The following is a 21,001-nucleotide window of genomic DNA, read 5'->3' on the forward strand; positions in this document are numbered from 1 at the left end:
GCCTTTTTGCCCACTTCTTTTTTCTGGAGTCGCCCATGTTCAAGGTCAACGAGTACTTCAACGGCACCGTCAAGTCGATCGCCTTCACGGGCGAGGAAGGCCCGGCCACCGTTGGGGTGATGGCGGCAGGCGAATACGAATTCGGTACGGCCAAGCGCGAAATCATGCACGTGGTGTCGGGCGCACTCACGGTCAAGCTGCCAAGCAGTGACAGCTGGGAAACCTTCAAGGCGGGCGACAAGTTCAATGTGCCGGCAGACAGCAAGTTCCAGTTGAAGGTAGCGGTAGATACCGCTTACCTGTGTGAATACCGCGACTGATCCAGCGCGTTCGCGGGGGCCTGCTGCGCAGGCCATCGCGACCTCCGGTCGCCCCTACGGGCGGATCAGGAATTCTGCGGTCAGCCGGGCGGCCGCCTGCAGGTGCTGGTCGTGGGTGAAACCTGAGGCACGCAGGGGTTTCAGGTCGTGATCGGCAGCGGTCAGCCAGCTGACCTCGATGGCGGGCGATAACCTGTAACCGGCCACCGCCTCCCGGTTACCCAGCGCGTCCCGCTCGCCCTGCACGATCAGGGTCGGCGTCTTCAATGCGGCCAGGTGCTCCACCCGCGGCTTCTCCGGTTTACCCGCCGCATAGAACGGGTAACCCAGGCACACCAACCCATCTGCACCCAGTTCATCGGCCACCAGGCTGGCCATGCGCCCGCCCATGGACTTGCCGCCAATGGCCAATGTGCCTGTGACTAATGGTCGCACCTGCGAATACACCTCACGCCAGCAATCAAGCAATACCTGTTGCGGGTTAGGCGGGCGCTTGCTGCCGCCCTGGCGCCGCTGCGCCATGTAGGGGAACTCGAAGCGCACTACCGCTACCCCAAGCGCCGCAAGCCTTTGCGCCATTTCGTCCATGAACCCGCTGTCCATCGGTGCGCCTGCACCGTGGGCCAGGATCAGGCAAGCCCGGTACCTGCCACTGCCCTGCTGCTGTGCAGGATCGCAGCGCAAGCCTGGGACATTTCCGACCTTCGCCCATTGATCCCCGTCAATGCAGGCATTTTGCCCATTAATCATGCTTGCCTCGCTGTATAGCCTGCCAATAACCGTGGATGGGAACCCATACATGAACACAACCAGCAGTACCGCCTATAACTACAAGGTGGTCCGCCAATTCGCCATCATGACGGTGGTTTGGGGAATCGTCGGGATGGGGCTCGGCGTCTTCATTGCCGCCCAGCTCGCCTGGCCTTTCTTCAACTTCGACCTCCCCTGGACCAGCTTCGGCCGCCTGCGCCCACTGCATACCAATGCGGTGATCTTCGCCTTCGGCGGCTGCGCCCTGTTCGCTACGTCGTATTATTCGGTGCAACGCACCTGCCAGACCACCCTGTTTTCTCCGCGACTGGCGGCGTTCACGTTCTGGGGCTGGCAACTGGTGATCCTGCTGGCGGCCATCAGCCTGCCGCTGGGCTACACCAGTTCCAAGGAATACGCTGAACTGGAATGGCCGATCGACATCCTGATCACCATCGTCTGGGTTGCCTACGCCATCGTGTTCTTCGGCACGCTGATGAAGCGCACCACCAAGCACATCTACGTGGGCAACTGGTTCTTCGGTGCGTTCATTCTCACCGTTGCCATCCTGCACATCGTCAACAACCTGGAACTGCCGGTCAGCCTGACCAAGTCCTACTCCGTGTATGCCGGGGCCACCGATGCCATGGTGCAGTGGTGGTATGGCCACAACGCGGTGGGCTTCTTCCTGACCGCAGGCTTCCTGGGCATGATGTACTACTACGTGCCCAAGCAGGCCGAGCGCCCGGTGTATTCCTACCGCTTGTCCATCGTGCACTTCTGGGCACTGATCACCCTGTACATCTGGGCCGGCCCACACCACCTGCACTACACCGCCCTGCCCGACTGGGCACAGTCGCTGGGCATGGTGATGTCGCTGATCCTGCTGGCACCCAGCTGGGGTGGCATGATCAACGGGATGATGACCCTGTCGGGCGCCTGGCACAAACTGCGCAGCGACCCGATCCTGCGCTTCCTGGTGGTGTCGCTGGCGTTCTACGGCATGTCCACCTTCGAAGGCCCGATGATGGCCATCAAGACGGTCAACGCCCTGTCCCACTACACCGACTGGACCATCGGCCACGTACACGCCGGCGCCCTCGGCTGGGTAGCGATGATCTCCATCGGCGCGATGTACCACACCATCCCGAAAGTGTTCGGCAAAGAGCGCATGTACAGCATCGGCCTGATCAACGCGCACTTCTGGCTGGCCACCATCGGCACCGTACTCTACATCGCCTCGATGTGGGTCAACGGCATCGCCCAGGGCCTGATGTGGCGCGCAGTCAACAGCGACGGCACGCTCACCTACTCGTTCGTGGAAACCCTGGTGGCCAGCCACCCAGGCTTCATCGTGCGTTTCGTCGGTGGTGCGATCTTCCTCAGCGGCATGTTCCTGATGGCCTGGAACACCTGGCGTACCGTGCGTTCGCCGGCGCTGGATACCGCCCCTGCGAATGCCCAGCTGGCTTGAGGAGACCTGCCTGATGAAACATGAAGTCATCGAGAAAAACGTTGGCCTGCTGGCCCTGCTGATGGTGTTCGCCGTCAGTATCGGCGGGCTTACCCAGATCGTCCCGCTGTTCTTCCAGGACGTCACCAACAAGCCGGTGGAAGGCATGAAGCCCTACACCGCCCTGCAGCTCGAAGGCCGCGACATCTACATCCGCGAGGGCTGTGTTGGTTGCCACTCGCAGATGATCCGCCCGTTCCGCGCCGAAACCGAACGCTATGGCCATTACTCGGTAGCCGGTGAAAGCGTATGGGACCACCCGTTCCTGTGGGGCTCCAAGCGTACCGGGCCGGACCTGGCCCGCGTGGGCGGCCGCTACTCGGACGACTGGCACCGGGCGCACCTGTACAACCCGCGCAACGTGGTACCGGAATCGAAGATGCCGGCCTACCCGTGGCTGGTTGCCCAGCAGGTCGACAACAGCCACACCGATACCAAGATGCGCACCCTGCGCACCCTCGGCGTGCCTTACACCGACGATGACATTGCCGGCGCCCGCGAAGCGGTCAAGGGCAAGACCGAGATGGACGCCCTGGTCGCCTACCTGCAGGTGCTCGGCACCGCGATCAAGAACAAGAGGTAAGTGCGATGGAAATGGATATCGGCATGATCCGTGGCCTGGGCACCCTGGTGGTGATGATCGCCTTCATCGGCCTGAGCCTGTGGGTGTTCAACCGCAACCGCGACCGTGACTTCGCCGAGGCGCGCCTGCTGCCCTTCGTCGATGACGGCGTGCCTGCGGGCAGCCAGGAACCTGCAAAACGTGCAGCTGTGAGGAGCAAAGCGCAATGACCGCCTTCTGGAGTACCTATATCAGCGTACTGACCATCGGCAGCCTGATCGGCCTGACCTGGCTGCTGCTCGGGACCCGCAAGGGCCAGAGCAGCGAGACCACCGACCAGACCATGGGGCACAGCTTCGATGGCATCGAGGAATACGACAACCCGCTGCCCAAATGGTGGTTCTGGCTGTTCGTCGGCACCTTGGTGTTCGGCGCCGGCTACCTGGTGCTGTACCCGGGCCTGGGCAACTGGAAAGGCATCCTGCCTGGCTATGAAGATGGCTGGACCGGTGTGAACGAGTGGCAGAAGGAGATGGACAAGGCTGACGCCAAGTTCGGCCCGATCTTCGCCAAGTATGCCGCCATGCCCGTGGAGGAAGTGGCAAAGGACCCGCAGGCACTGAAAATGGGCAGCCGCCTGTTCGCCTCCAACTGCTCGGTGTGCCATGGCTCCGACGCCAAGGGTGCCTATGGCTTCCCCAACCTGACCGACAAGGACTGGCGCTGGGGCGGCGAGCCGGAAACCATCAAGGCGTCGATCATGAATGGCCGCCACGGCGTGATGCCGGCCTGGGCTGAAGTGATCGGTGAGCAGGGCGTGGCAGATGTGGCTGCGTTCGTGCTGACCAACCTCGATGGCCGCAGCCTGCCGGAAGGCGTCAAGGCCGACGCTGCCAAGGGTAAGGAAATCTTTGCCGGCAACTGCGTGGCCTGCCACGGGCCTGAAGGCAAGGGCACCCCAGCCATGGGTGCGCCAGACCTGACCCACCCACAGGCGTTCATCTACGGCTCAAGCTTCGCCCAGCTGCAGCAGACCATCCGCTACGGCCGCCAAGGCCAGATGCCAGCCCAGGCGGACATCCAGGGCAACGACAAGGTGCACCTGTTGGCCGCCTACGTCTACAGCCTGTCCCAAGGCGAAACCGCCGCCCAGTAACCCTCCCCCTCGCTCCGCCGGCCCCCGCCTCGGCCGGCAGGAGCGACCCCAGGTCGCGATGCGTGGCCAACTCCGCACCACCCTCCCCCTCCTTGCACCCCCCACCATCCCAACTAGACTGGTTGCCACCTTGCACACGCCGTGCACGGCCTGGCGCTGGCGCACGCAAAAGGTTGACCGTTCGATCAGAAAAAAACGAAAAACGGTACACATAACAAATATTTGTTTGTGTACAATCCTCAGCATCCTGTTCCTTGCGTGCCACCGTCGAACAGGGCTGGACACGGGTCGGCGTACCAAAGTTGCGTTGCGATATCCCGGGTGGTTATCGATACTGGCGCTGATTTTCTACCAACAAGAACATAAAACCGTGGAACCTTAGAATGAGCACTGCAACCAGTCCGACTGCTTATAACTACAAGGTCGTCCGCCAGTTCGCCATCATGACGGTGGTGTGGGGGATACTTGGCATGGGCCTCGGCGTCTTCATCGCCTCGCAACTGGTCTGGCCGCAACTGAACCTGGACCTGCCCTGGACCAGCTTCGGCCGGCTGCGCCCCCTGCACACCAACCTGGTGATCTTCGCCTTCGGCGGTTGTGCGCTGTTCGGCACCAGCTACTACGTGGTGCAGCGCACCTGCCAGACGCGGCTGATTTCCGACAGCCTGGCGGCCTTTACCTTCTGGGGCTGGCAAGCCGTGATTGCCGGTGCGCTGATCACCCTGCCGATGGGCTACACCACCACCAAGGAATACGCCGAGCTGGAATGGCCGCTGGCGATTTTGCTGGCGATCGTCTGGGTGACCTACGCCGTGGTGTTCTTCGGCACCATCGTCAAGCGCAAAACCCGGCACATCTATGTGGGCAACTGGTTCTACGGCGCATTCATCGTGGTCACGGCCATGCTGCACATCGTCAACCACATTTCCCTGCCGGTGAGCCTGTTCAAGTCGTATTCGGCCTACGCCGGTGCAACCGATGCCATGATCCAGTGGTGGTACGGGCACAACGCGGTGGGCTTCTTCCTCACCACGGGCTTCCTGGGCATGATGTATTACTTCGTGCCCAAGCAGGCGGAGCGGCCCATCTATTCGTACCGGCTGTCCATCGTGCACTTCTGGGCGCTGATTACCCTGTACATCTGGGCCGGCCCACACCACCTGCACTACACCGCCCTGCCCGACTGGGCCCAGTCGCTGGGCATGGTGATGTCGATCATCCTGCTGGCACCGAGCTGGGGCGGCATGATCAACGGCATGATGACCCTGTCGGGTGCCTGGCACAAACTGCGCACCGACCCGATCCTGCGCTTTCTGGTGGTTTCCCTGGCGTTCTACGGCATGTCCACCTTCGAAGGGCCGATGATGGCCATCAAGACGGTGAACGCGCTGTCCCACTACACCGACTGGACCATCGGCCACGTGCACGCCGGCGCCCTCGGCTGGGTCGCGATGATTTCCATCGGCGCCGTGTACCACATGATCCCGCGCCTGTATGGCCGCGAGCAGATGCACAGCGTCGGGCTGATCAACGCGCACTTCTGGCTGGCCACCATCGGCACCGTGCTGTACATCGCCTCGATGTGGGTCAACGGCATCACCCAGGGCCTGATGTGGCGTGCGATCAACGATGACGGCACCCTGACCTACTCGTTCGTCGAAGCCCTGCAAGCCAGCCACCCCGGCTACATCGTGCGGGCGCTGGGCGGCGCGTTCTTCGCCAGCGGCATGCTGCTGATGGCCTACAACGTCTGGCGCACGGTACGGGCCGCCAACCCGGTACAAGCCGAGGCAGCCGCCAAGATCGTCATCGTGGGAGCGCACTGATGAAGCACGAAGCCGTTGAGAAGAACATAGGCCTGCTGGCGTTCTTCATGGTCATCGCCGTGAGCATCGGTGGCCTTACCCAGATCGTCCCGCTGTTCTTCCAGGACGTCACCAACAAACCGGTGGAGGGCATGAAGCCGCGCACCGCGCTGGAACTGGAAGGGCGCGATATCTACATCCGCGAAGGCTGCGTGGGTTGCCATTCGCAGATGATCCGCCCGTTCCGCGCCGAAACCGAGCGCTATGGCCATTACTCGGTGGCCGGCGAGAGCGTGTGGGACCACCCGTTCCTGTGGGGCTCCAAGCGTACCGGGCCGGACCTGGCCCGTGTCGGCGGCCGCTACTCGGACGACTGGCACCGGGCGCACCTGTACAACCCGCGCAACGTGGTACCGGAATCGAAGATGCCGGCCTACCCGTGGCTGGTGGAGAACACACTCGACGGCCGTGATACGGCGAAGAAGATGGAGGTACTGCGCACCCTGGGCACGCCGTACACCGACGCAGATATCGCCGGCGCCCGCGACGCGGTCAAGGGTAAAACCGAGATGGACGCCCTGGTGGCCTACCTGCAAGGCCTTGGCACCCTCATCAAGAGCAAACGGTGACGCTGATGGATATCGGGATGATTCGCGGCCTGGGCACTGTGGTGGTGCTGGTGGCCTTTGTCGGGCTGGCGTTATGGGTGTTCAGCCCACGCCGCAAGAAGGATTTCGACGAAGCGACCCAGCTGCCATTCGCAGATGACCCCGAGGCCCGCCGCCACGTCGAGAAAGCGCAAGCAAACGCGTCTGGGAGAAAACAACAATGACAACCTTCTGGAGTGTGTACATCACGGTCCTGACCCTGGGTACCATCTTCGCGCTGACCTGGTTGCTGCTGTCCACCCGCAAGGGCCAGCGCGACGAAGTCACCAACGAAACCGTCGGCCATGCCTTCGACGGCATCGAGGAGTACGACAACCCCCTGCCCAAATGGTGGTTCTGGCTGTTCGTCGGCACCATCATCTTTGCCTTGGGCTACCTGGTGCTGTACCCGGGCCTGGGCAACTGGAAGGGCATGCTGCCGGGGTACAGCTACCTGGATAACGACAAGCAGACCGAGTTCGCCAACGGCGAGGCCGGCTGGACGGGCGCCCATGAGTGGGAAAAGGAGATGGCCAAGGCCGACGCCCGCTTCGGCCCGATTTTCGCCAAGTTCGCCGCCATGCCCATTGCGGACGTGGCCAAGGACCCACAAGCCCTGAAAATGGGGGCCAGGTTGTTTGCCTCCAACTGTTCGGTGTGCCACGGCTCGGACGCCAAGGGCGCCTATGGCTTCCCCAACCTGACCGACAACGACTGGCGCTGGGGCGGTGAGCCGGACACCATCAAGGCGACCATCATGGGTGGCCGTCATGGGGTGATGCCGGCATGGGCCGAGGTGATCGGCGAACAGGGCGTGGCCGACGTGGCCGCATTCGTGGTCAGCAAGCTCGATGGGCGCACGCTGCCCGAAGGCGTCAAGGCCGATGTGGAAAACGGCCAGAAGATCTTCGCGACCAATTGCGTGGCCTGCCACGGGCCCGAGGGCAAGGGTACGCCGGCCATGGGTGCGCCAAACCTGACGCACCCGCAGGCGTTCATCTACGGCTCGAGCTTTGCCCAGCTGCAGCAGACCATCCGCTATGGTCGCCAAGGGCAGATGCCGGCGCAGGAGCAGTTGCAGGGCAATGACAGGGTGCATTTGCTGGCCGCCTACGTGTACAGCCTGTCGCATCAGGATGCGCCGGCAGAGGTGGAGTAAGCAGGCCTGGCCCCGTCGCGGGCAAACCCGCCCCCACATCCCCCACCCGTTTTGCAGTGGGTGCGGGTATCCGTGGGAGCGGCTTCAGCCGCGAAGAGGCCAGTACAGCCACGCATTTCTCGCCGCCTGATGACCTGGATCAATTGACACTCGCCATATCACGATTCAGGGCGTGAACCCAATGCGGCATAAGGTCGCAATGCGACCACTGCGTGCCATCACCGGCGTATCATGGCCCGCAGAGCGCTAGCAGATTGCGCGAGACTGCAGCCGGCATGCACTGGCCGCAGCGTTTCTCCACTGCCGTGGGACATGATGATGAGCAAGCACATTCCGGTACATGACGTAACCCCGCCTGCCAGCAAAGGGAAGGACTCCGTCGACCTCTACGCCTCGCGCGAAAAAATCTACACCCGCGCCTTCACCGGCCTGTTCCGGCGCCTGCGCATGGTGGGCGGCGCGGCGCTGTTTCTGCTGTATTTCGGCACCGTGTGGCTGAACTGGGGCGGCCACCAGGCAGTGTGGTGGGACCTGCCGGAGCGCAAGTTCTACATCTTTGGCGCCACCATCTGGCCCCAGGACTTCATCCTGCTGTCGGGCATTCTGATCGTTGCCGCCTTCGGCCTGTTCTTCATCACCGTGTACGCCGGGCGCGTCTGGTGCGGCTACACCTGCCCGCAGAGCGTGTGGACGTGGATCTTCATGTGGTGCGAGAAGGTCACCGAGGGCGACCGCAACCAGCGCATGAAGCTGGACAAGGCGCCCATGAGCGGCAACAAGTTCGTGCGCAAGCTGGCCAAGCACAGCCTGTGGCTGCTGATCGGCTTCGTCACCGGCATGACCTTCGTCGGCTACTTCGCGCCGATACGCGAACTGGTAATCGACTTTTTCACCGGCCAGGCGGATGGCTGGTCGTACTTCTGGGTCGGCTTCTTCACCCTCGCCACCTACGGCAATGCGGGCTGGCTGCGCGAGCAGGTGTGCGTGTACATGTGCCCCTATGCACGCTTCCAGAGCGTGATGTTCGACAAGGACACCCTGATTGTGTCTTACGACCCGCGCCGTGGCGAAACCCGTGGCCCGCGCAAGAAAGACGTGGACTACAAGGCCAAGGGCCTGGGCGACTGCATCGATTGCACCATGTGCGTGCAGGTGTGCCCCACCGGCATCGACATCCGTGACGGCCTGCAGATCGAGTGCATCGGCTGCGCGGCGTGCATCGATGCCTGTGACAGCATCATGGACAAGATGCACTACCCCAAAGGCTTGATCAGCTACACCACCGAGCACAACCTGTCCGGCCAGAAAACCCACATGCTGCGCCCACGGCTGATTGGCTACGCCATCGTGCTGCTGGTGATGATCGGCGCCTTGGCCACGGCCTTCGCCATCCGACCACTGGTAGGCCTGGACGTGAGCAAGGACCGCGTGCTGTACCGCGAGAACGCCCAGGGGCGGATCGAGAACGTGTACAGCCTCAAGGTGATGAACAAAGACCAGCGCGACCATGTTTACGTACTGGAGGCCGCCGGCTTGCCGGACCTGAAACTGGACGGCCAACGCGAGATTCACGTGGCTGCCGGCGACATCGTCAGCCTGCCGGTGCAGTTGTCGGTGGCACCCGAAAAGCTGCCCTCGACCACCAACGAAGTCACCTTCATCCTCAAGAGCGCCGATGACAGCGACGCACAGGTTGAAGCCAAGAGCCGTTTCATCGGCCCCCAGATCCGCTAGGAGAGAAGCACGACAATGCCTGCCACCGCCGCCAGCCCCTGGTACAAGCACCTTTGGCCCTGGATCATCATCGGCATCCTGACCACTTCGGTCTGCCTGAGCCTGACCATGGTCAGCATCGCCGTTCGCAACCCGGACAACCTGGTGAACGACAACTACTACGAGGCTGGCAAGGGCATCAACCGCTCCCTGGACCGCGAACTGCTGGCCCAGCAACTGGGCCTCAAAGCCAGCGTGCACCTGGATGAGCTGACCGGCGAGGTGGACCTGCGCCTGACCGGCAGCAGCCACCCGCAAACCCTGGAGCTGAACCTGATTTCGCCGACCCAGCCGCAGAAAGACCGCAAGGTGCTGCTGAGCCAGGCCGAAGCGGGCCGGTACGTGGGGCAACTGGATGACAAGGTGGACGGCCGCCGCTTCGTCGAGTTGCTGGGCAACGAAGGCGGCCAGGTATGGCGCCTGTTCGAGGAAGAAAAGGTCGAGCACGGGGTGGACCTGCAATTGGGTGACGAAGCCCTGCAAGGTGCCGAGCGCCAGCAATGACCCAACCCACCCCCTGCTTTCACTGTGCCTTGCCCGTTCCTGCGGGCAGCCAGTTCAGCGCCGTCGTGCTGGGTGAGCCCCGGCCATTCTGTTGCCCAGGGTGCCAGGCGGTGGCCGAGTCGATCGTGGCAGGGGGGCTTGAGCACTATTACCAGCACCGCAGTGAAACCAGCGCCAACCCCGACGCCCTGCCCCGCCAGTTGCAGGATGAGCTGGCCCTGTACGACCGCAGCGATGTGCAGCAGGCTTTCGTGCGCCACGAAGGCCAACTGGCCGAAACCACGCTGCTGGTAGAAGGGGTAAGTTGCGCGGCGTGTGGCTGGCTGATCGACAAGCACCTGCGCAACCTGCCCGGCGTGGCCGAGGCACGCCTGAACCTGTCCAACCACCGCCTGCTGCTGAGCTGGGACGACCAGCAGTTGCCGCTCTCCGCGGTGCTGGCACAGTTGCGCCAGATCGGTTATGCCGCCCACCCCTACCAGCCGGACCAGGCCGCCGAGCAGTTGGCCCGGGAAAACCGCAGCGCCTTGCGCCGCCTGGGCGTGGCCGGGCTGCTGTGGTTCCAGGCGATGATGGCAACCATGGCCACCTGGCCTGAGTTCAACATCGACCTGTCGCCCGAGATGCACACCATCCTGCGCTGGGTGGCATTGTTCCTGACCATCCCGATCGTGTTCTACAGCTGCGCGCCGTTTTTCAAGGGAGCTGCCCGCGACCTGCGCACGCGCCACCTGACCATGGACCTGTCGGTGTCACTGGCCATCGCCCTGGCCTTCGGTGCCGGCATCTGGACCGCCATCACCGGCAGCGGTGAGCTGTACTTCGACACGGTGGGCATGTTCGCGCTGTTCTTGCTGACCGGCCGCTACCTGGAACGCCGTGCCCGCGAGCGCACGGCTGCGGCCACGGCGCAGCTGGTCAACCTGCTGCCAGCCTCGTGCCTGCGCCTGGATGCACTGGGCCGCAGCGAGCGCATTCTGCTCAGCGAACTGCGCTGCGGCGATACCGTGCAGGTGCTGCCCGGGGCCGTGATCCCGGCCGACGGGTGCATCGTCGAGGGCCGCTCGAGTGTGGATGAGTCACTGCTGACGGGCGAATACCTGCCGCAGCCGCGCCGCATTGGGGAGCGTGTGACGGGCGGCACACTGAACGTCGAAAGCACCCTGCATGTAGCGGTCGAGGCCGTGGGCCATGACTCGCGCCTGTCGGCCATCGTGCGCCTGCTGGAGCGGGCACAAACCGAAAAGCCGCGCCTGGCGGAAATCGCCGACCGCGCCTCGCAACTGTTTCTGTTGTTTTCGCTGCTGGCCGCCGTCGCCATCGGCCTGTGGTGGTGGCAGCAAGCCCCTGACCGCGCGTTCTGGATCGTGCTGGCGATGCTGGTGGCAACCTGCCCATGCGCACTGTCGCTGGCCACCCCTACCGCGCTGACAGCCGCCACCGGCACCTTGCACAAGCTGGGTTTGCTGGTGACCCGGGGCCATGTGCTGGAAGGGCTGAACCAGATCGATACGGTGATTTTCGACAAGACCGGCACACTGACCGAAGGCCGCCTGACATTGCGCAGCATTCGCCCGCTGGGCAGCCTGGGGGCCGATGAATGCCTGAGCCTGGCCGCCGCCCTGGAAAACCGCTCCGAGCACCCCATTGCCAGGGCGTTTGGCCGCGTTGCCAGGGCTGCCGAGGATGTTCAGACGGTGCCCGGCCTGGGCCTTGAGGGGCAGGTCGACGGCCAACGCCTGCGCATCGGCCAGGCGGCGTTCGTGTGCGCCTTGAGTGGCACACCGGCACCTGCCATTCCCGAGCCCCGGGGCCAGTGGCTGTTGCTGGGCGGGCGCCAGGGGCCGCTGGCCTGGTTCGGCCTGGACGACCGCCTGCGGGACGACGCCCCTGCCCTGCTTGCCGCCTGCCGTGCCCGTGGCTGGCGCACGCTGCTGCTGTCGGGCGACAGCTCGCCGATGGTCACCGAAGTGGCCGCGCAACTGGGCATCGACGACGCCGTGGGCGGCCTGCGCCCGGACGACAAGCTGGAGCGGCTGAAGGCCTTGCAGCAGGCTGGGCGCAAAGTGCTGATGTTGGGTGATGGGGTGAATGACGTGCCAGTACTGGCTGCAGCCGACATCAGCATCGCCATGGGCAGCGCCACCGACCTTGCCAAGACCAGCGCCGATGCCGTGCTGTTGTCCAACCGCCTGCAGGCGCTGGTACAGGCCTTCGAGCTGGCCCGGCGCACACGGCGCAACATCCTCCAGAACCTGTTGTGGGCAAGCCTGTACAATGGCCTGATGCTGCCCTTTGCGGCGGTTGGCTGGGTCACCCCCGTGTGGGCAGCCATCGGCATGTCGGTCAGCTCGCTGGTGGTGGTGCTCAACGCCCTGCGCCTGACCCGCCAGCCCGCCCTGGCATCAACGCCCACCCCTGCAACCTACCAGGTGAGGAAATCGCCATGCCCGCCCTCTATATCATGATCCCTGCGGCGTTGCTGCTGGTCGGCGTGGCCGTGTACATCTTTTTCTGGGCAGTGGACAGCGGGCAGTACGACGACCTGGAAAGCCCCGCCCACAGCATTCTGTTCGACGATCAGGACCCGCGCCACCAGGCAGCGGTGAAGGCGCCGCCCACCGACGTGCCCCCCTCACACGAACAACCCGAGGAACAACCACCCCGTGCATGACCTGCTCCCCCTGCTGGGTTCTGCCCTTGTGCTGGGCCTGCTGGGCGGTGGCCACTGCCTGGGCATGTGCGGCGGGCTGATGGGCGCACTGACCCTGGCCATCCCCCCCGAGCAACGCAGCAGGCGCCTGCGCCTGCTGCTGGCGTACAACCTCGGCCGCGTGTGCAGCTATGCCTGCGCCGGGCTGCTGCTGGGCCTGGCCGGCTGGGCCGTGGCCAGCGGCCCGGCAGCGGTGGTGCTGCGCACGGCGGCGGCGCTGCTGCTGATTGCCATGGGCCTGTACCTGGCCGGCTGGTGGAGCGGGCTGACGCGGGTGGAGGCCTTGGGGCGCGGGTTGTGGCGGCACATTCAGCCGCTGGCGACGCGCTTGCTGCCGGTGTCCAGCGTGCCGCGGGCCATGCTGCTGGGGGCCCTGTGGGGGTGGCTGCCCTGCGGCCTGGTCTACAGCACCCTGTTGTGGGCGGCCAGCCAGGGTAATGCAGGCTACAGCGCGGCCCTGATGCTGGCCTTCGGCCTGGGTACCTGGCCGGTGCTGTTGGCCACCGGGCTGGCGGCAGAACGGGTAAACGCTTTGTTGAGACGGCGCAGCGTGCGCGTGGCAGGCGGGGTGTTGGTGATGCTGTTTGGCATCTGGACCCTGCCCGGCCCGCACCAGCACTGGCTTATGGGGCACTGAAGCGGCCACGTGTCGCGGGCGGTTGATACAAATCAACACAGATTCCTACAGACGCCCCTAGACTCCGGAGCATTGCTGCTCTTTCCGGGGACCGCCCTCATGCTCGACGACCTACGTTGGGACACCGACCTGATCCGCCGCTACGATCTGGCCGGGCCACGCTACACCTCCTACCCGACCGCCGTGCAACTGCACAGCGAGGTGGGCTCGTTCGACCTGCTGCACGCCCTGCGCGAGAGCCGTCGGGCGGTGCGCCCCCTGTCGTTGTACGTGCACGTGCCGTTCTGCGCCAACATCTGCTACTACTGCGCCTGCAACAAGGTCATCACCAAGGACCGCGCCCGTGCGGCGCCCTACCTGCAGCGCCTGGAGCAGGAAATCCAGCTGGTGGCCTGCCACCTGGATGGCAAACAGCGTGTTGAACAGCTGCATTTTGGCGGCGGTACGCCCACCTTCCTCAGCCACGTGGAGCTGCGCCAGCTGATGGCGACGCTGCGTCAGCACTTCAACCTGCTGGACGACGATTCCGGCGATTACGGCATCGAAATCGACCCCCGCGAAGCGGACTGGTCGACCATGGGGCTGCTGCGCGAGCTGGGCTTCAACCGCGTCAGCCTGGGTGTGCAGGACCTGGACCCCGCCGTACAGCGTGCGGTCAACCGCCTGCAAAGCCTGGAGCAGACACGCACGCTGATCGAAGCTGCCCGCACCCTGCAGTTCCGCTCGATCAACCTTGACCTGATCTACGGCCTGCCACGGCAAACCCCGGAAGGTTTCGCCCGCACCGTCGAAGAAGTGATCCGCCTGCAGCCTGACCGGCTGTCGGTGTTCAACTATGCCCACCTGCCCGAGCGCTTCATGCCGCAACGGCGCATCGAGGCCGGCGAGCTGCCCAGCGCAGCCGCCAAGCTGGAGATGCTGCATGCCACCATCGATCAGTTGACCGCCGCAGGGTATCGCTACATCGGCATGGACCACTTTGCCCTGCCGGACGACGAACTGGCCATTGCCCAGGAGGAAGGCACCCTGCAGCGCAACTTCCAGGGCTACACCACCCACGGGCACTGCGACCTGATCGGCCTGGGCGTTTCGGCCATCAGCCAGATCGGCGACCTGTACTGCCAGAACAGCAGCGACCTCAACACCTACCAGGACAGCCTGTCCAACGCCCAGCTCGCCACCCAGCGCGGCCTGCTGTGCAACACCGACGACCGTATTCGCCGGGCGGTGATCCAGCAACTGATCTGCCACTTCGAACTGGATTTCGAGCCTATCGAAAAAGCCTTCACCATCGATTTTCGGGGATACTTCAACGACCTTTGGCCCGAACTGCTGACCTTGCAGCGCGACGGCCTGATCCGCCTGGACGACAAGGGCATTCGGATCCTGCCAGCCGGCCGCCTGCTGGCGCGCTCGGTGTGCATGGTGTTCGACGCCTACCTGGCCATGCAGAACCGCCAGCGCTTCTCGCGGGTGATCTGACGGCCGAGGCGTTCAGCCGCATGGACAACCGCCCCAGCCAGGCGGACCATAAGCGCACATGAACTCCGGCAGTTGCCTGCCGGGGGTTTCGCCGGGTCGTACCATAGTCGAGCACGCTGGCCTACACCCTCCTTCGTGGGTTACCCTTACGGCTTATGTGTGCTTTCCCACAAGGATCGAGTCAAAATGTCCGAGCCAGTCAAACTGCGCCCACACAACCAGGCCCATTGCAAGGATTGCAGCCTGGCCCCACTGTGCCTGCCTCTTTCGCTAAACCTGGAAGACATGGATGCATTGGATGAAATCGTCAAGCGGGGTCGCCCGCTGAAAAAAGGCGAGTTTCTGTTCCGCCAGGGTGACAATTTCGGCTCGGTCTACGCAGTTCGCTCCGGCGCCCTGAAAACCTTCAGCCTCAGCGACAGCGGCGAGGAGCAGATCACCGGCTTCCACCTGCCCAGCGAACTGGTGGGGCTGTCGGGCATGGACACCGAGGCCTACCCGGTATCGGCCCAGGCTCAGGAAACCACGTCGGTGTGCGAAATCCCCTTCGAGCGCCTGGACGAGCTGTCGGTGCAACTGCCCCAGCTGCGCCGCCAGCTGATGCGGGTGATGAGCCGTGAAATCCGCGACGACCAGCAGATGATGCTGCTGCTGTCGAAGAAAACCGCCGACGAGCGCATCGCCACCTTCCTGGTCAACCTGTCGGCGCGCTTCCGCGCCCGTGGGTACTCGGCCAACCAGTTCCGCCTGAGCATGTCGCGCAACGAAATCGGCAACTACCTGGGTCTGGCGGTGGAAACCGTGTCACGGGTGTTCACCCGCTTCCAGCAGAACGGCCTGCTGCATGCGGAAGGCAAGGAAGTGCACATTCTGGACCCGATCCAGCTGTGCGCGCTGGCCGGTGGTGCAATCGAGGCCTGAAGCGCGCTTTAGCAGGTATACTTGGCCATTCGTTTTCCCAGGATACCTGCAACAATGCACAGCGACGCTTTCGACCTCAAAGCCCTGATCCGCCCGGTAGTGGACTTCCCCAAACCGGGTGTGATCTTCCGCGATATCACCCCGCTGTTCCAGTCGCCGCGCGGGCTGCGCTATGTAGCCGACCAGTTTATCGAACGCTACGTCGAGGCCGAGTTCACCCACATCGGCGCCATGGATGCGCGCGGCTTCCTGATCGGTTCGATCATCGCCCACCAGCTGAACAAGCCTCTGATCCTGTTCCGCAAGCAGGGCAAGCTGCCCGCCGACGTGCTCAGCGAAGGCTACCAGACAGAGTACGGCGAAGCGTTCCTTGAAGTGCACGCCGACAGCCTGTGCGAAGGGGATTCGGTGCTGATCTTCGATGACCTGATCGCGACAGGCGGCACACTGCTGGCAGCTGCCAATCTGGTGCGCCGCACCGGTGCGCAAGTGTTCGAGGCCGCAGCCATCATCGACCTCCCCGAACTGGATGGCTCGCGCCGGCTGCAGGCGGCAGGCGTGCCCACCTTCTGCCTTACCGAGTTCTCCCTCAGCGAGCGCTGAGCGGCCAAGCGGCGTGCTGCAGGGTCGGCTTGCAGCGCGCCCGGTTACAGCGAGATCGGCCGACGGCCCGCAAACGCGTGGGCCAGGGTGCCGCCATCGACCATTTCCAGCTCGCCGCCCAGGGGCACGCCATGGGCTATGCGCGATGCCACCAGGCCTTTCTCGGCCAGCAACTGCGCGATGTAATGGGCGGTTGCCTCACCTTCCACCGTTGGGTTGGTGGCCAGGATCACCTCGCTGAAGGTGCCCTGCTCCTCGATGCGCGCCATCAGTTGGGGAATACCGATGGCCTCGGGCCCCAGGCCGTCCAGCGGGGACAGATGGCCCTTGAGCACGAAGTAGCGGCCACGGTAACCGGCCTGCTCCACGGCATAGACATCGGTGGGGCCCTCCACCACGCACAGCTGGGTATCGTCACGGCGTGGGTCGGCGCACTGCGGGCACAGGTCCTGCTCTGTGAGGGTGCGGCACTGACGGCAATGCCCTACCCCTTCCATGGCCTGGGTCAGCGCCTGGGCCAAGCGCATGCCGCCGCTGCGGTCGCGCTCAAGCAGCTGCAGGGCCATGCGTTGGGCGGTTTTCTGGCCAACGCCCGTTAGGATGCGCAGGCCATCGATCAGTTGGCGGATGAGAGGGCTGAAGCTCATGGGAAAGGCCTGACAAATCAATAAGAGGCGGTTTATACCCAGCGTGGGCAGTGGCGTCAAATCCGCCATTGTGCCTGCGCCTGGCTATTTCGACCGCAGTACGCTGCTAACAGCGCAAAAAAAACCGCCGCTGGTTTCAGCGGCGGCTCGTGAACCTCAAATTGCCTTAGAACGGCATCTTGAAGCCCGGCGGCAGTTGCATGCCAGCGGTCATGCCGCCCATTTTTTCCTGGCTGCTCTGCTCGATCTTGCGCACAGCGTCGTTCAGGGCTGCGGCAATGAGGTCTTCCAGCACTTCCTTGTCGTCTTCCTCGGTCGACATCAGGCTCTGGTCGATGCTGACGCGCTTGACGTCATGCCGGCCAGTCATCACCACGCTGACCAGGCCACCACCGGACTGGCCGGTGACTTCCGCGTTGGCCAGCTCTTCCTGCATTTTCTGCATCTTTTCTTGCATCTGCTGGGCCTGCTTCATCAGGCCGGCCATGCCACCTTTCATCATGGGGAGATACCTCGATTGGGTCATGTAATGCAGCCCGCCACGAAGCCGGCTGCATGGTTATCGGTTATTGGCCCTGACTGGCCAGGGCCTCTACAGGCTCAATAGTATCCTGACGCACCTTGGCGCCAAACAGCTTGATCATCTGCTGGATCAACGGGTCTTGCTCGATCGAGGTCACGGCTTCGTGCTGGCGCTCGATGCGTTTGCGTGAAGCCGCCTGGGCAGGGGTTTCCTGCTCCGGGAGGACCAGTTCGATGCGCAGGTTGAGGGTGCGACCCAGGTGCTGGTTGAGCGCCTCATTAAGCCGCCGCTGCTGGGTGGCGTTGAACAGCGCACCCTGGCCAGGGTCCAGGTGCAGCAGCCAGTCGTCACCCTCGGCCGCGATCAGCGTGCAGTTGGCTGCGATGTTGCCCGTCATGCCCGATACGGGCAACTGCGGGAATAATTCCAGCCATTGCAGGGCCAGGCCAGTGGCAGGCCTGGCTGCAGGCAATGGCTCGGCAGCAGGCTGGGCGGGCTCCTCCTGCACATGCTCGGCGAGCTCGTCCAGGTAGCTGAAGCCAGCGGGGTCACTCTCGCCCACGTAATAGTCTTCATCCAGCGGCGGCTCGTCGTCGCGGTCCATGCCCACGGCGGCATAGGCGCCGGGGTCGAACGGCGGGGCGTCGTCATGGGAAGCCGCCGCCGGCTGTGCAACCGGCGGGGCAATAGGCTGGGGCTCGGGCGCAGGCGCCGGGGCAGCGACCTGGGCAACAGGCGGCGCAGGCTCTTCCCAGGGCAGGTCGACCACCTCGGCGACGGGCTCGGGCACCGAGATGGCTTCGATTTCGGCTTCTATCTCGGGGTCGCGTTGCGCCTCTGGCTCATGGTCCGCGGTGGCCGGGGGCGGCACCTCCACGTCCGGGGCAGCCGCCACCGGCTCAAGCGGCACGGCCTGCACTGCCGGCTGCGCCACGGGGGCCTGGGCTGCCACCGGCTTGGCGGAATCAGCTGTGGCTTGGCTGATCCCCACTGGCTTTAGCTGCGGCTTCGGGGCATCGTCCGTATCGGCCGGGCGGAATGCCAACATGCGCAGCAAAACCATCTCGAACCCCCCGCGCGGCTCCGGCGCCAAAGGCAGGTCGCGGCGGCCGATCAGGCCCATCTGGTAATAAAACTGCACATCCTCGGCCGGCAGTGCCGCAGCCAGGGCCAGCACCCGCTCGCGATCACCCTGGCCGTTGTCCACGGCTTCTGGCAGCGCCTGGGCAATGGCCACGCGGTGCAGCACGTTGAGCATTTCGGCCAGCACACCTGCCCAGTCCGGGCCCTGCTCGGCCAGGTTGCGAATGGCCTCCAGCAAGGCCCGCGCGTCGCCCTCGAGCAACGCTTGCAGCACATCGTAGACCTGCCCATGGTCCAGGCTGCCGAGCATGGCACGCACATCAGCCGCCAGCACCTTGCCCTCGCCAAAGGCGATGGCCTGGTCGGTGAGGCTCATGGCATCGCGCATCGAGCCATCTGCCGCACGGCCCAACAGCCACAGCGCATCGGGCTCAAAGGGTACGTTTTCGGCCTGCAGCACGTGGCTGAGGTGTTCCACCACCCGTTCCGGGCTCATGTTTTTCAGCGAGAACTGCAGGCAGCGCGACAGGATGGTAGCCGGCAGCTTCTGCGGGTCGGTGGTGGCCAGGATGAACTTGACGTAGGGCGGCGGCTCTTCCAGCGTCTTGAGCAAGGCGTTGAAGGAATGGGTAGACAGCATGTGCACTTCGTCGATCAGGTAGACCTTGAAGCGACCACGGCTGGGGGCGTACTGCACGTTGTCCAGCAGCTCGCGGGTGTCTTCCACCTTGGTGCGGCTGGCGGCGTCGATCTCGATCAGGTCAACGAAGCGGCCTTCGTCGATTTCGCGGCACACCGAGCAGGTGCCGCAGGGGGTGGAGGTGATGCCGGTTTCGCAGTTCAGGCACTTGGCTATGATGCGTGCGATGGTAGTCTTGCCCACACCACGGGTACCTGTGAACAGGTAGGCATGGTGCAGGCGCTGGTTGTCCAGCGCGTTGATCAAGGCCTTGAGCACATGGGCCTGGCCGACCATTTCGCGAAACGAGCGCGGACGCCATTTACGTGCAAGAACCTGATAACTCATCGAAAAACCATCGTAGCCTGATAGAGCGGAAGATCGCTAATGCTAGCGGAGCGGGGGCAAAATTGCACCCTGCCTGGTTGGTCTAGACTTGGCTATCACCTGTGCGGCTCACGGAGGAACTGCTTTGCGAACCTTGCTGGCCCTGTTGCTGTTATGGACGGCGCAATGCCTGGCGGATCAGCCGGTGCTGCGTTTTTCGGTGGCGGAGAGCTGGAGCATGCCACTGGTGCGCATCGAAGGCGATCAGCCGGTCGAAGGCCTTCTGTACGACCTGATGCAGGCGGCCGCCCAGGCGGCGGGTGCCCGTGCCGAATACCACGTGATGGCCAGGCTGAGGCTGGAAGAGGCCATGAACGGCGGCGACATCGATGTGCGCTGTTATGTCAGCACCCAGTGGCTGATCGATCGACCCAAGGATTTCATCTGGAGCATCCCGCTGATTCACCAGCGCGATCTATTGGTAGCCCGCGCCGGGGAAGCCGGCCCTGGCCTCCCGGAGCAGCTGCCGCCCCAGGCCATCGGCACGGTGCTGGGCTACACCTATGCCACCCTGCAACCGCTGCTGGCGCAGAACCGCGTGCACCGTGAAGACAGCCGTAACCAGTTGCTGGCCCTGCAGAAGCTGCAGGCCGGTCGCTACCGCTACGCGGTGAGCAACCAGCTGTCCTTGCAGTGGTTCAACCGCCAGGCGCCTGCAGGGCAGCAACTGCAGGCGCTGGCGGTGCTGGATGACCAGGACCTGGGGTGCATGGTGCGTAATGACCCCGACATCCCGGCACAGGCATTCCTGCGGGCACTGGTACGAATGAAGGCATCAGGGGAAATCGAGCGGCTGGTCGAACGCTATGGCGGCTAACCGCCCGTCCTTTCAAACCAACGCCACCGGATTGAGATTTACAAGGGGCAGAATGGAGGCGGCCCCGTCAGCCACACCCCGGCACTCGATGTTCCCGCTATGGCTGCTCCCTTCCGGGCCTGACCAGGTTAACGGGTAATCAATGCGGGGGGACCGACAGGGCCACCACTACATGTCTCGCTGAGCAGCGAGTGGCGCCATTGTACCGGGACTGGGCGCAGATACAACCTCTGAGGTAGAAAAAGTCATCGTTTCTCAATGACTTGACTGGGGGGCGGGAGTTTTTTTGGGGGGCTGATCGCGAGCTGCGCTCGCTCCTA

General features: G+C 64.0%; 22 protein-coding genes and 1 other RNA gene. 18 read left to right on the plus strand and 5 right to left on the minus strand.

Annotated features, from left to right (window positions below):
* The first annotated feature begins 35 nt into the window (after window positions 1-35).
* A complete protein-coding gene (locus APH25_RS23575; protein ID WP_060483566.1) occupies window positions 36-320 on the plus strand; it encodes a pyrimidine/purine nucleoside phosphorylase in 285 nt (94 codons plus the stop codon).
* 54 nt (window positions 321-374) lie between these two features.
* On the opposite strand, the gene APH25_RS23580 is transcribed toward APH25_RS23575, so the two are convergent.
* The gene (locus tag APH25_RS23580) at window positions 375-1,070 is read right to left on the minus strand and encodes an alpha/beta family hydrolase (RefSeq protein ID WP_060483567.1); all 696 of its coding nucleotides are present in this window, start codon (window positions 1,068-1,070) and stop codon (window positions 375-377) included.
* Between the two features lie 49 nt (window positions 1,071-1,119).
* Between APH25_RS23580 and ccoN (APH25_RS23585) the strand changes: the two genes are divergently transcribed.
* The 16 genes from ccoN (APH25_RS23585) to APH25_RS23660 all read left to right on the plus strand — a co-directional run bounded on the left by ccoN (APH25_RS23585) (window position 1,120) and on the right by APH25_RS23660 (window position 16,545).
* Window positions 1,120-2,544, plus strand: coding sequence for a cytochrome-c oxidase, cbb3-type subunit I (gene ccoN / locus APH25_RS23585; protein ID WP_028632175.1), 1,425 nt, complete (start codon window positions 1,120-1,122; stop codon window positions 2,542-2,544).
* 13 nt (window positions 2,545-2,557) lie between these two features.
* A complete protein-coding gene (ccoO, locus tag APH25_RS23590; RefSeq protein ID WP_028632174.1) occupies window positions 2,558-3,166 on the plus strand; it encodes a cytochrome-c oxidase, cbb3-type subunit II in 609 nt (202 codons plus the stop codon).
* Between the two features lie 5 nt (window positions 3,167-3,171).
* Complete coding sequence (locus tag APH25_RS23595) at window positions 3,172-3,375, plus strand: cbb3-type cytochrome c oxidase subunit 3 (protein WP_060483568.1); 204 nt, start codon at window positions 3,172-3,174, stop codon at window positions 3,373-3,375.
* The gene (gene ccoP / locus APH25_RS23600; RefSeq protein WP_028632172.1) at window positions 3,372-4,301 is read left to right on the plus strand and encodes a cytochrome-c oxidase, cbb3-type subunit III; all 930 of its coding nucleotides are present in this window, start codon (window positions 3,372-3,374) and stop codon (window positions 4,299-4,301) included. The genes APH25_RS23595 and ccoP (APH25_RS23600) overlap by 4 nt, the downstream gene beginning before the upstream one ends.
* A gap of 383 nt (window positions 4,302-4,684) precedes the next feature.
* Window positions 4,685-6,127 carry a cytochrome-c oxidase, cbb3-type subunit I gene (ccoN, locus tag APH25_RS23605; RefSeq protein WP_028632171.1) on the plus strand — a complete coding sequence of 481 codons (1,443 nt, stop codon included), beginning with the start codon at window positions 4,685-4,687 and terminating at the stop codon, window positions 6,125-6,127.
* Complete coding sequence (ccoO, locus tag APH25_RS23610; RefSeq protein WP_028632170.1) at window positions 6,127-6,735, plus strand: cytochrome-c oxidase, cbb3-type subunit II; 609 nt, start codon at window positions 6,127-6,129, stop codon at window positions 6,733-6,735. Before ccoN (APH25_RS23605) ends, ccoO (APH25_RS23610) begins: the two co-directional genes overlap by 1 nt.
* 5 nt (window positions 6,736-6,740) lie before the next feature.
* Window positions 6,741-6,938, plus strand: a complete 198-nt coding sequence (locus APH25_RS23615) for a CcoQ/FixQ family Cbb3-type cytochrome c oxidase assembly chaperone (protein ID WP_028632169.1) — start codon at window positions 6,741-6,743, stop codon at window positions 6,936-6,938.
* Window positions 6,935-7,912 (plus strand): cytochrome-c oxidase, cbb3-type subunit III, encoded by a 978-nt coding sequence (ccoP, locus tag APH25_RS23620; RefSeq protein WP_060483569.1) that lies wholly within the window; start codon window positions 6,935-6,937, stop codon window positions 7,910-7,912. Before APH25_RS23615 ends, ccoP (APH25_RS23620) begins: the two co-directional genes overlap by 4 nt.
* Window positions 7,913-8,230: 318 nt before the next feature.
* The gene (gene ccoG, locus APH25_RS23625; protein WP_060483576.1) at window positions 8,231-9,646 is read left to right on the plus strand and encodes a cytochrome c oxidase accessory protein CcoG; all 1,416 of its coding nucleotides are present in this window, start codon (window positions 8,231-8,233) and stop codon (window positions 9,644-9,646) included.
* Window positions 9,647-9,661: 15 nt separating this feature from the next.
* A complete protein-coding gene (locus APH25_RS23630) occupies window positions 9,662-10,189 on the plus strand; it encodes a FixH family protein (protein WP_060483570.1) in 528 nt (175 codons plus the stop codon).
* Entirely contained in the window at window positions 10,186-12,657 is a 2,472-nt protein-coding gene (locus APH25_RS23635; RefSeq protein WP_060483571.1) for a heavy metal translocating P-type ATPase, read from the plus strand. Before APH25_RS23630 ends, APH25_RS23635 begins: the two co-directional genes overlap by 4 nt.
* Window positions 12,636-12,863, plus strand: coding sequence for a cbb3-type cytochrome oxidase assembly protein CcoS (gene ccoS / locus APH25_RS23640; protein WP_028632164.1), 228 nt, complete (start codon window positions 12,636-12,638; stop codon window positions 12,861-12,863). Before APH25_RS23635 ends, ccoS begins: the two co-directional genes overlap by 22 nt.
* A complete protein-coding gene (locus tag APH25_RS23645; RefSeq protein ID WP_028632163.1) occupies window positions 12,856-13,539 on the plus strand; it encodes a sulfite exporter TauE/SafE family protein in 684 nt (227 codons plus the stop codon). The genes ccoS and APH25_RS23645 overlap by 8 nt, the downstream gene beginning before the upstream one ends.
* A gap of 99 nt (window positions 13,540-13,638) precedes the next feature.
* Window positions 13,639-15,021 carry an oxygen-independent coproporphyrinogen III oxidase gene (hemN, locus tag APH25_RS23650; RefSeq protein ID WP_060483572.1) on the plus strand — a complete coding sequence of 461 codons (1,383 nt, stop codon included), beginning with the start codon at window positions 13,639-13,641 and terminating at the stop codon, window positions 15,019-15,021.
* Between the two features lie 186 nt (window positions 15,022-15,207).
* Complete coding sequence (gene fnrA / locus APH25_RS23655; protein WP_028632161.1) at window positions 15,208-15,942, plus strand: Crp/Fnr family transcriptional regulator FnrA; 735 nt, start codon at window positions 15,208-15,210, stop codon at window positions 15,940-15,942.
* Between the two features lie 54 nt (window positions 15,943-15,996).
* Window positions 15,997-16,545 carry an adenine phosphoribosyltransferase gene (locus APH25_RS23660; protein WP_028632160.1) on the plus strand — a complete coding sequence of 183 codons (549 nt, stop codon included), beginning with the start codon at window positions 15,997-15,999 and terminating at the stop codon, window positions 16,543-16,545.
* Between the two features lie 44 nt (window positions 16,546-16,589).
* Here the strand turns inward: APH25_RS23660 and recR are convergent, their stop codons facing one another.
* The 3 genes from recR to dnaX all read right to left on the minus strand — a co-directional run bounded on the left by recR (window position 16,590) and on the right by dnaX (window position 19,825).
* Window positions 16,590-17,192 carry a recombination mediator RecR gene (recR, locus tag APH25_RS23665; protein WP_060483573.1) on the minus strand — a complete coding sequence of 201 codons (603 nt, stop codon included), beginning with the start codon at window positions 17,190-17,192 and terminating at the stop codon, window positions 16,590-16,592.
* 166 nt (window positions 17,193-17,358) lie between these two features.
* Window positions 17,359-17,694 (minus strand): YbaB/EbfC family nucleoid-associated protein, encoded by a 336-nt coding sequence (locus tag APH25_RS23670; RefSeq protein ID WP_023535908.1) that lies wholly within the window; start codon window positions 17,692-17,694, stop codon window positions 17,359-17,361.
* Between the two features lie 64 nt (window positions 17,695-17,758).
* Window positions 17,759-19,825: a DNA polymerase III subunit gamma/tau gene (gene dnaX, locus APH25_RS23675; RefSeq protein WP_060483574.1), complete on the minus strand. Its 2,067-nt coding sequence runs from the start codon at window positions 19,823-19,825 to the stop codon at window positions 17,759-17,761.
* Window positions 19,826-19,949: 124 nt separating this feature from the next.
* On the opposite strand from dnaX, the gene APH25_RS23680 reads away from it, so the two are divergent.
* Window positions 19,950-20,681 carry an ABC transporter substrate-binding protein gene (locus APH25_RS23680; RefSeq protein ID WP_060483575.1) on the plus strand — a complete coding sequence of 244 codons (732 nt, stop codon included), beginning with the start codon at window positions 19,950-19,952 and terminating at the stop codon, window positions 20,679-20,681.
* A 62-nt stretch (window positions 20,682-20,743) separates the two neighbouring features.
* Here the strand turns inward: APH25_RS23680 and ffs are convergent.
* An RNA gene (gene ffs, locus APH25_RS23685) (signal recognition particle sRNA small type) lies at window positions 20,744-20,840 on the minus strand.
* Window positions 20,841-21,001: the final 161 nt, after the last annotated feature.

Source organism: Pseudomonas sp. NBRC 111119 (assembly GCF_001320125.1).
Lineage (GTDB): Bacteria > Pseudomonadota > Gammaproteobacteria > Pseudomonadales > Pseudomonadaceae > Aquipseudomonas > Aquipseudomonas parafulva.

Bases quoted from the DNA above. Each gene is read 5' to 3' on its own strand.
- ccoG (WP_060483576.1), top strand. From the start codon at position 8,231: ATGAGCAAGCACATTCCGGTACATGACGTAACCCCGCCTGCCAGCAAA.
- fnrA (WP_028632161.1), top strand. From the start codon at position 15,208: ATGTCCGAGCCAGTCAAACTGCGCCCACACAACCAGGCCCATTGCAAG.
- APH25_RS23595 (WP_060483568.1), top strand. From the start codon at position 3,172: ATGGAAATGGATATCGGCATGATCCGTGGCCTGGGCACCCTGGTGGTG.
- APH25_RS23615 (WP_028632169.1), top strand. From the start codon at position 6,741: ATGGATATCGGGATGATTCGCGGCCTGGGCACTGTGGTGGTGCTGGTG.
- ccoP (WP_060483569.1), top strand. From the start codon at position 6,935: ATGACAACCTTCTGGAGTGTGTACATCACGGTCCTGACCCTGGGTACC.
- ccoN (WP_028632171.1), top strand. From the start codon at position 4,685: ATGAGCACTGCAACCAGTCCGACTGCTTATAACTACAAGGTCGTCCGC.
- ccoN (WP_028632175.1), top strand. From the start codon at position 1,120: ATGAACACAACCAGCAGTACCGCCTATAACTACAAGGTGGTCCGCCAA.
- ccoS (WP_028632164.1), top strand. From the start codon at position 12,636: ATGCCCGCCCTCTATATCATGATCCCTGCGGCGTTGCTGCTGGTCGGC.
- dnaX (WP_060483574.1), bottom strand. From the start codon at position 19,825: ATGAGTTATCAGGTTCTTGCACGTAAATGGCGTCCGCGCTCGTTTCGC.
- APH25_RS23575 (WP_060483566.1), top strand. From the start codon at position 36: ATGTTCAAGGTCAACGAGTACTTCAACGGCACCGTCAAGTCGATCGCC.
- ccoO (WP_028632174.1), top strand. From the start codon at position 2,558: ATGAAACATGAAGTCATCGAGAAAAACGTTGGCCTGCTGGCCCTGCTG.
- ccoO (WP_028632170.1), top strand. From the start codon at position 6,127: ATGAAGCACGAAGCCGTTGAGAAGAACATAGGCCTGCTGGCGTTCTTC.
- recR (WP_060483573.1), bottom strand. From the start codon at position 17,192: ATGAGCTTCAGCCCTCTCATCCGCCAACTGATCGATGGCCTGCGCATC.
- APH25_RS23630 (WP_060483570.1), top strand. From the start codon at position 9,662: ATGCCTGCCACCGCCGCCAGCCCCTGGTACAAGCACCTTTGGCCCTGG.
- APH25_RS23660 (WP_028632160.1), top strand. From the start codon at position 15,997: ATGCACAGCGACGCTTTCGACCTCAAAGCCCTGATCCGCCCGGTAGTG.
- hemN (WP_060483572.1), top strand. From the start codon at position 13,639: ATGCTCGACGACCTACGTTGGGACACCGACCTGATCCGCCGCTACGAT.
- APH25_RS23670 (WP_023535908.1), bottom strand. From the start codon at position 17,694: ATGATGAAAGGTGGCATGGCCGGCCTGATGAAGCAGGCCCAGCAGATG.
- APH25_RS23580 (WP_060483567.1), bottom strand. From the start codon at position 1,070: ATGATTAATGGGCAAAATGCCTGCATTGACGGGGATCAATGGGCGAAG.
- ccoP (WP_028632172.1), top strand. From the start codon at position 3,372: ATGACCGCCTTCTGGAGTACCTATATCAGCGTACTGACCATCGGCAGC.
- APH25_RS23635 (WP_060483571.1), top strand. From the start codon at position 10,186: ATGACCCAACCCACCCCCTGCTTTCACTGTGCCTTGCCCGTTCCTGCG.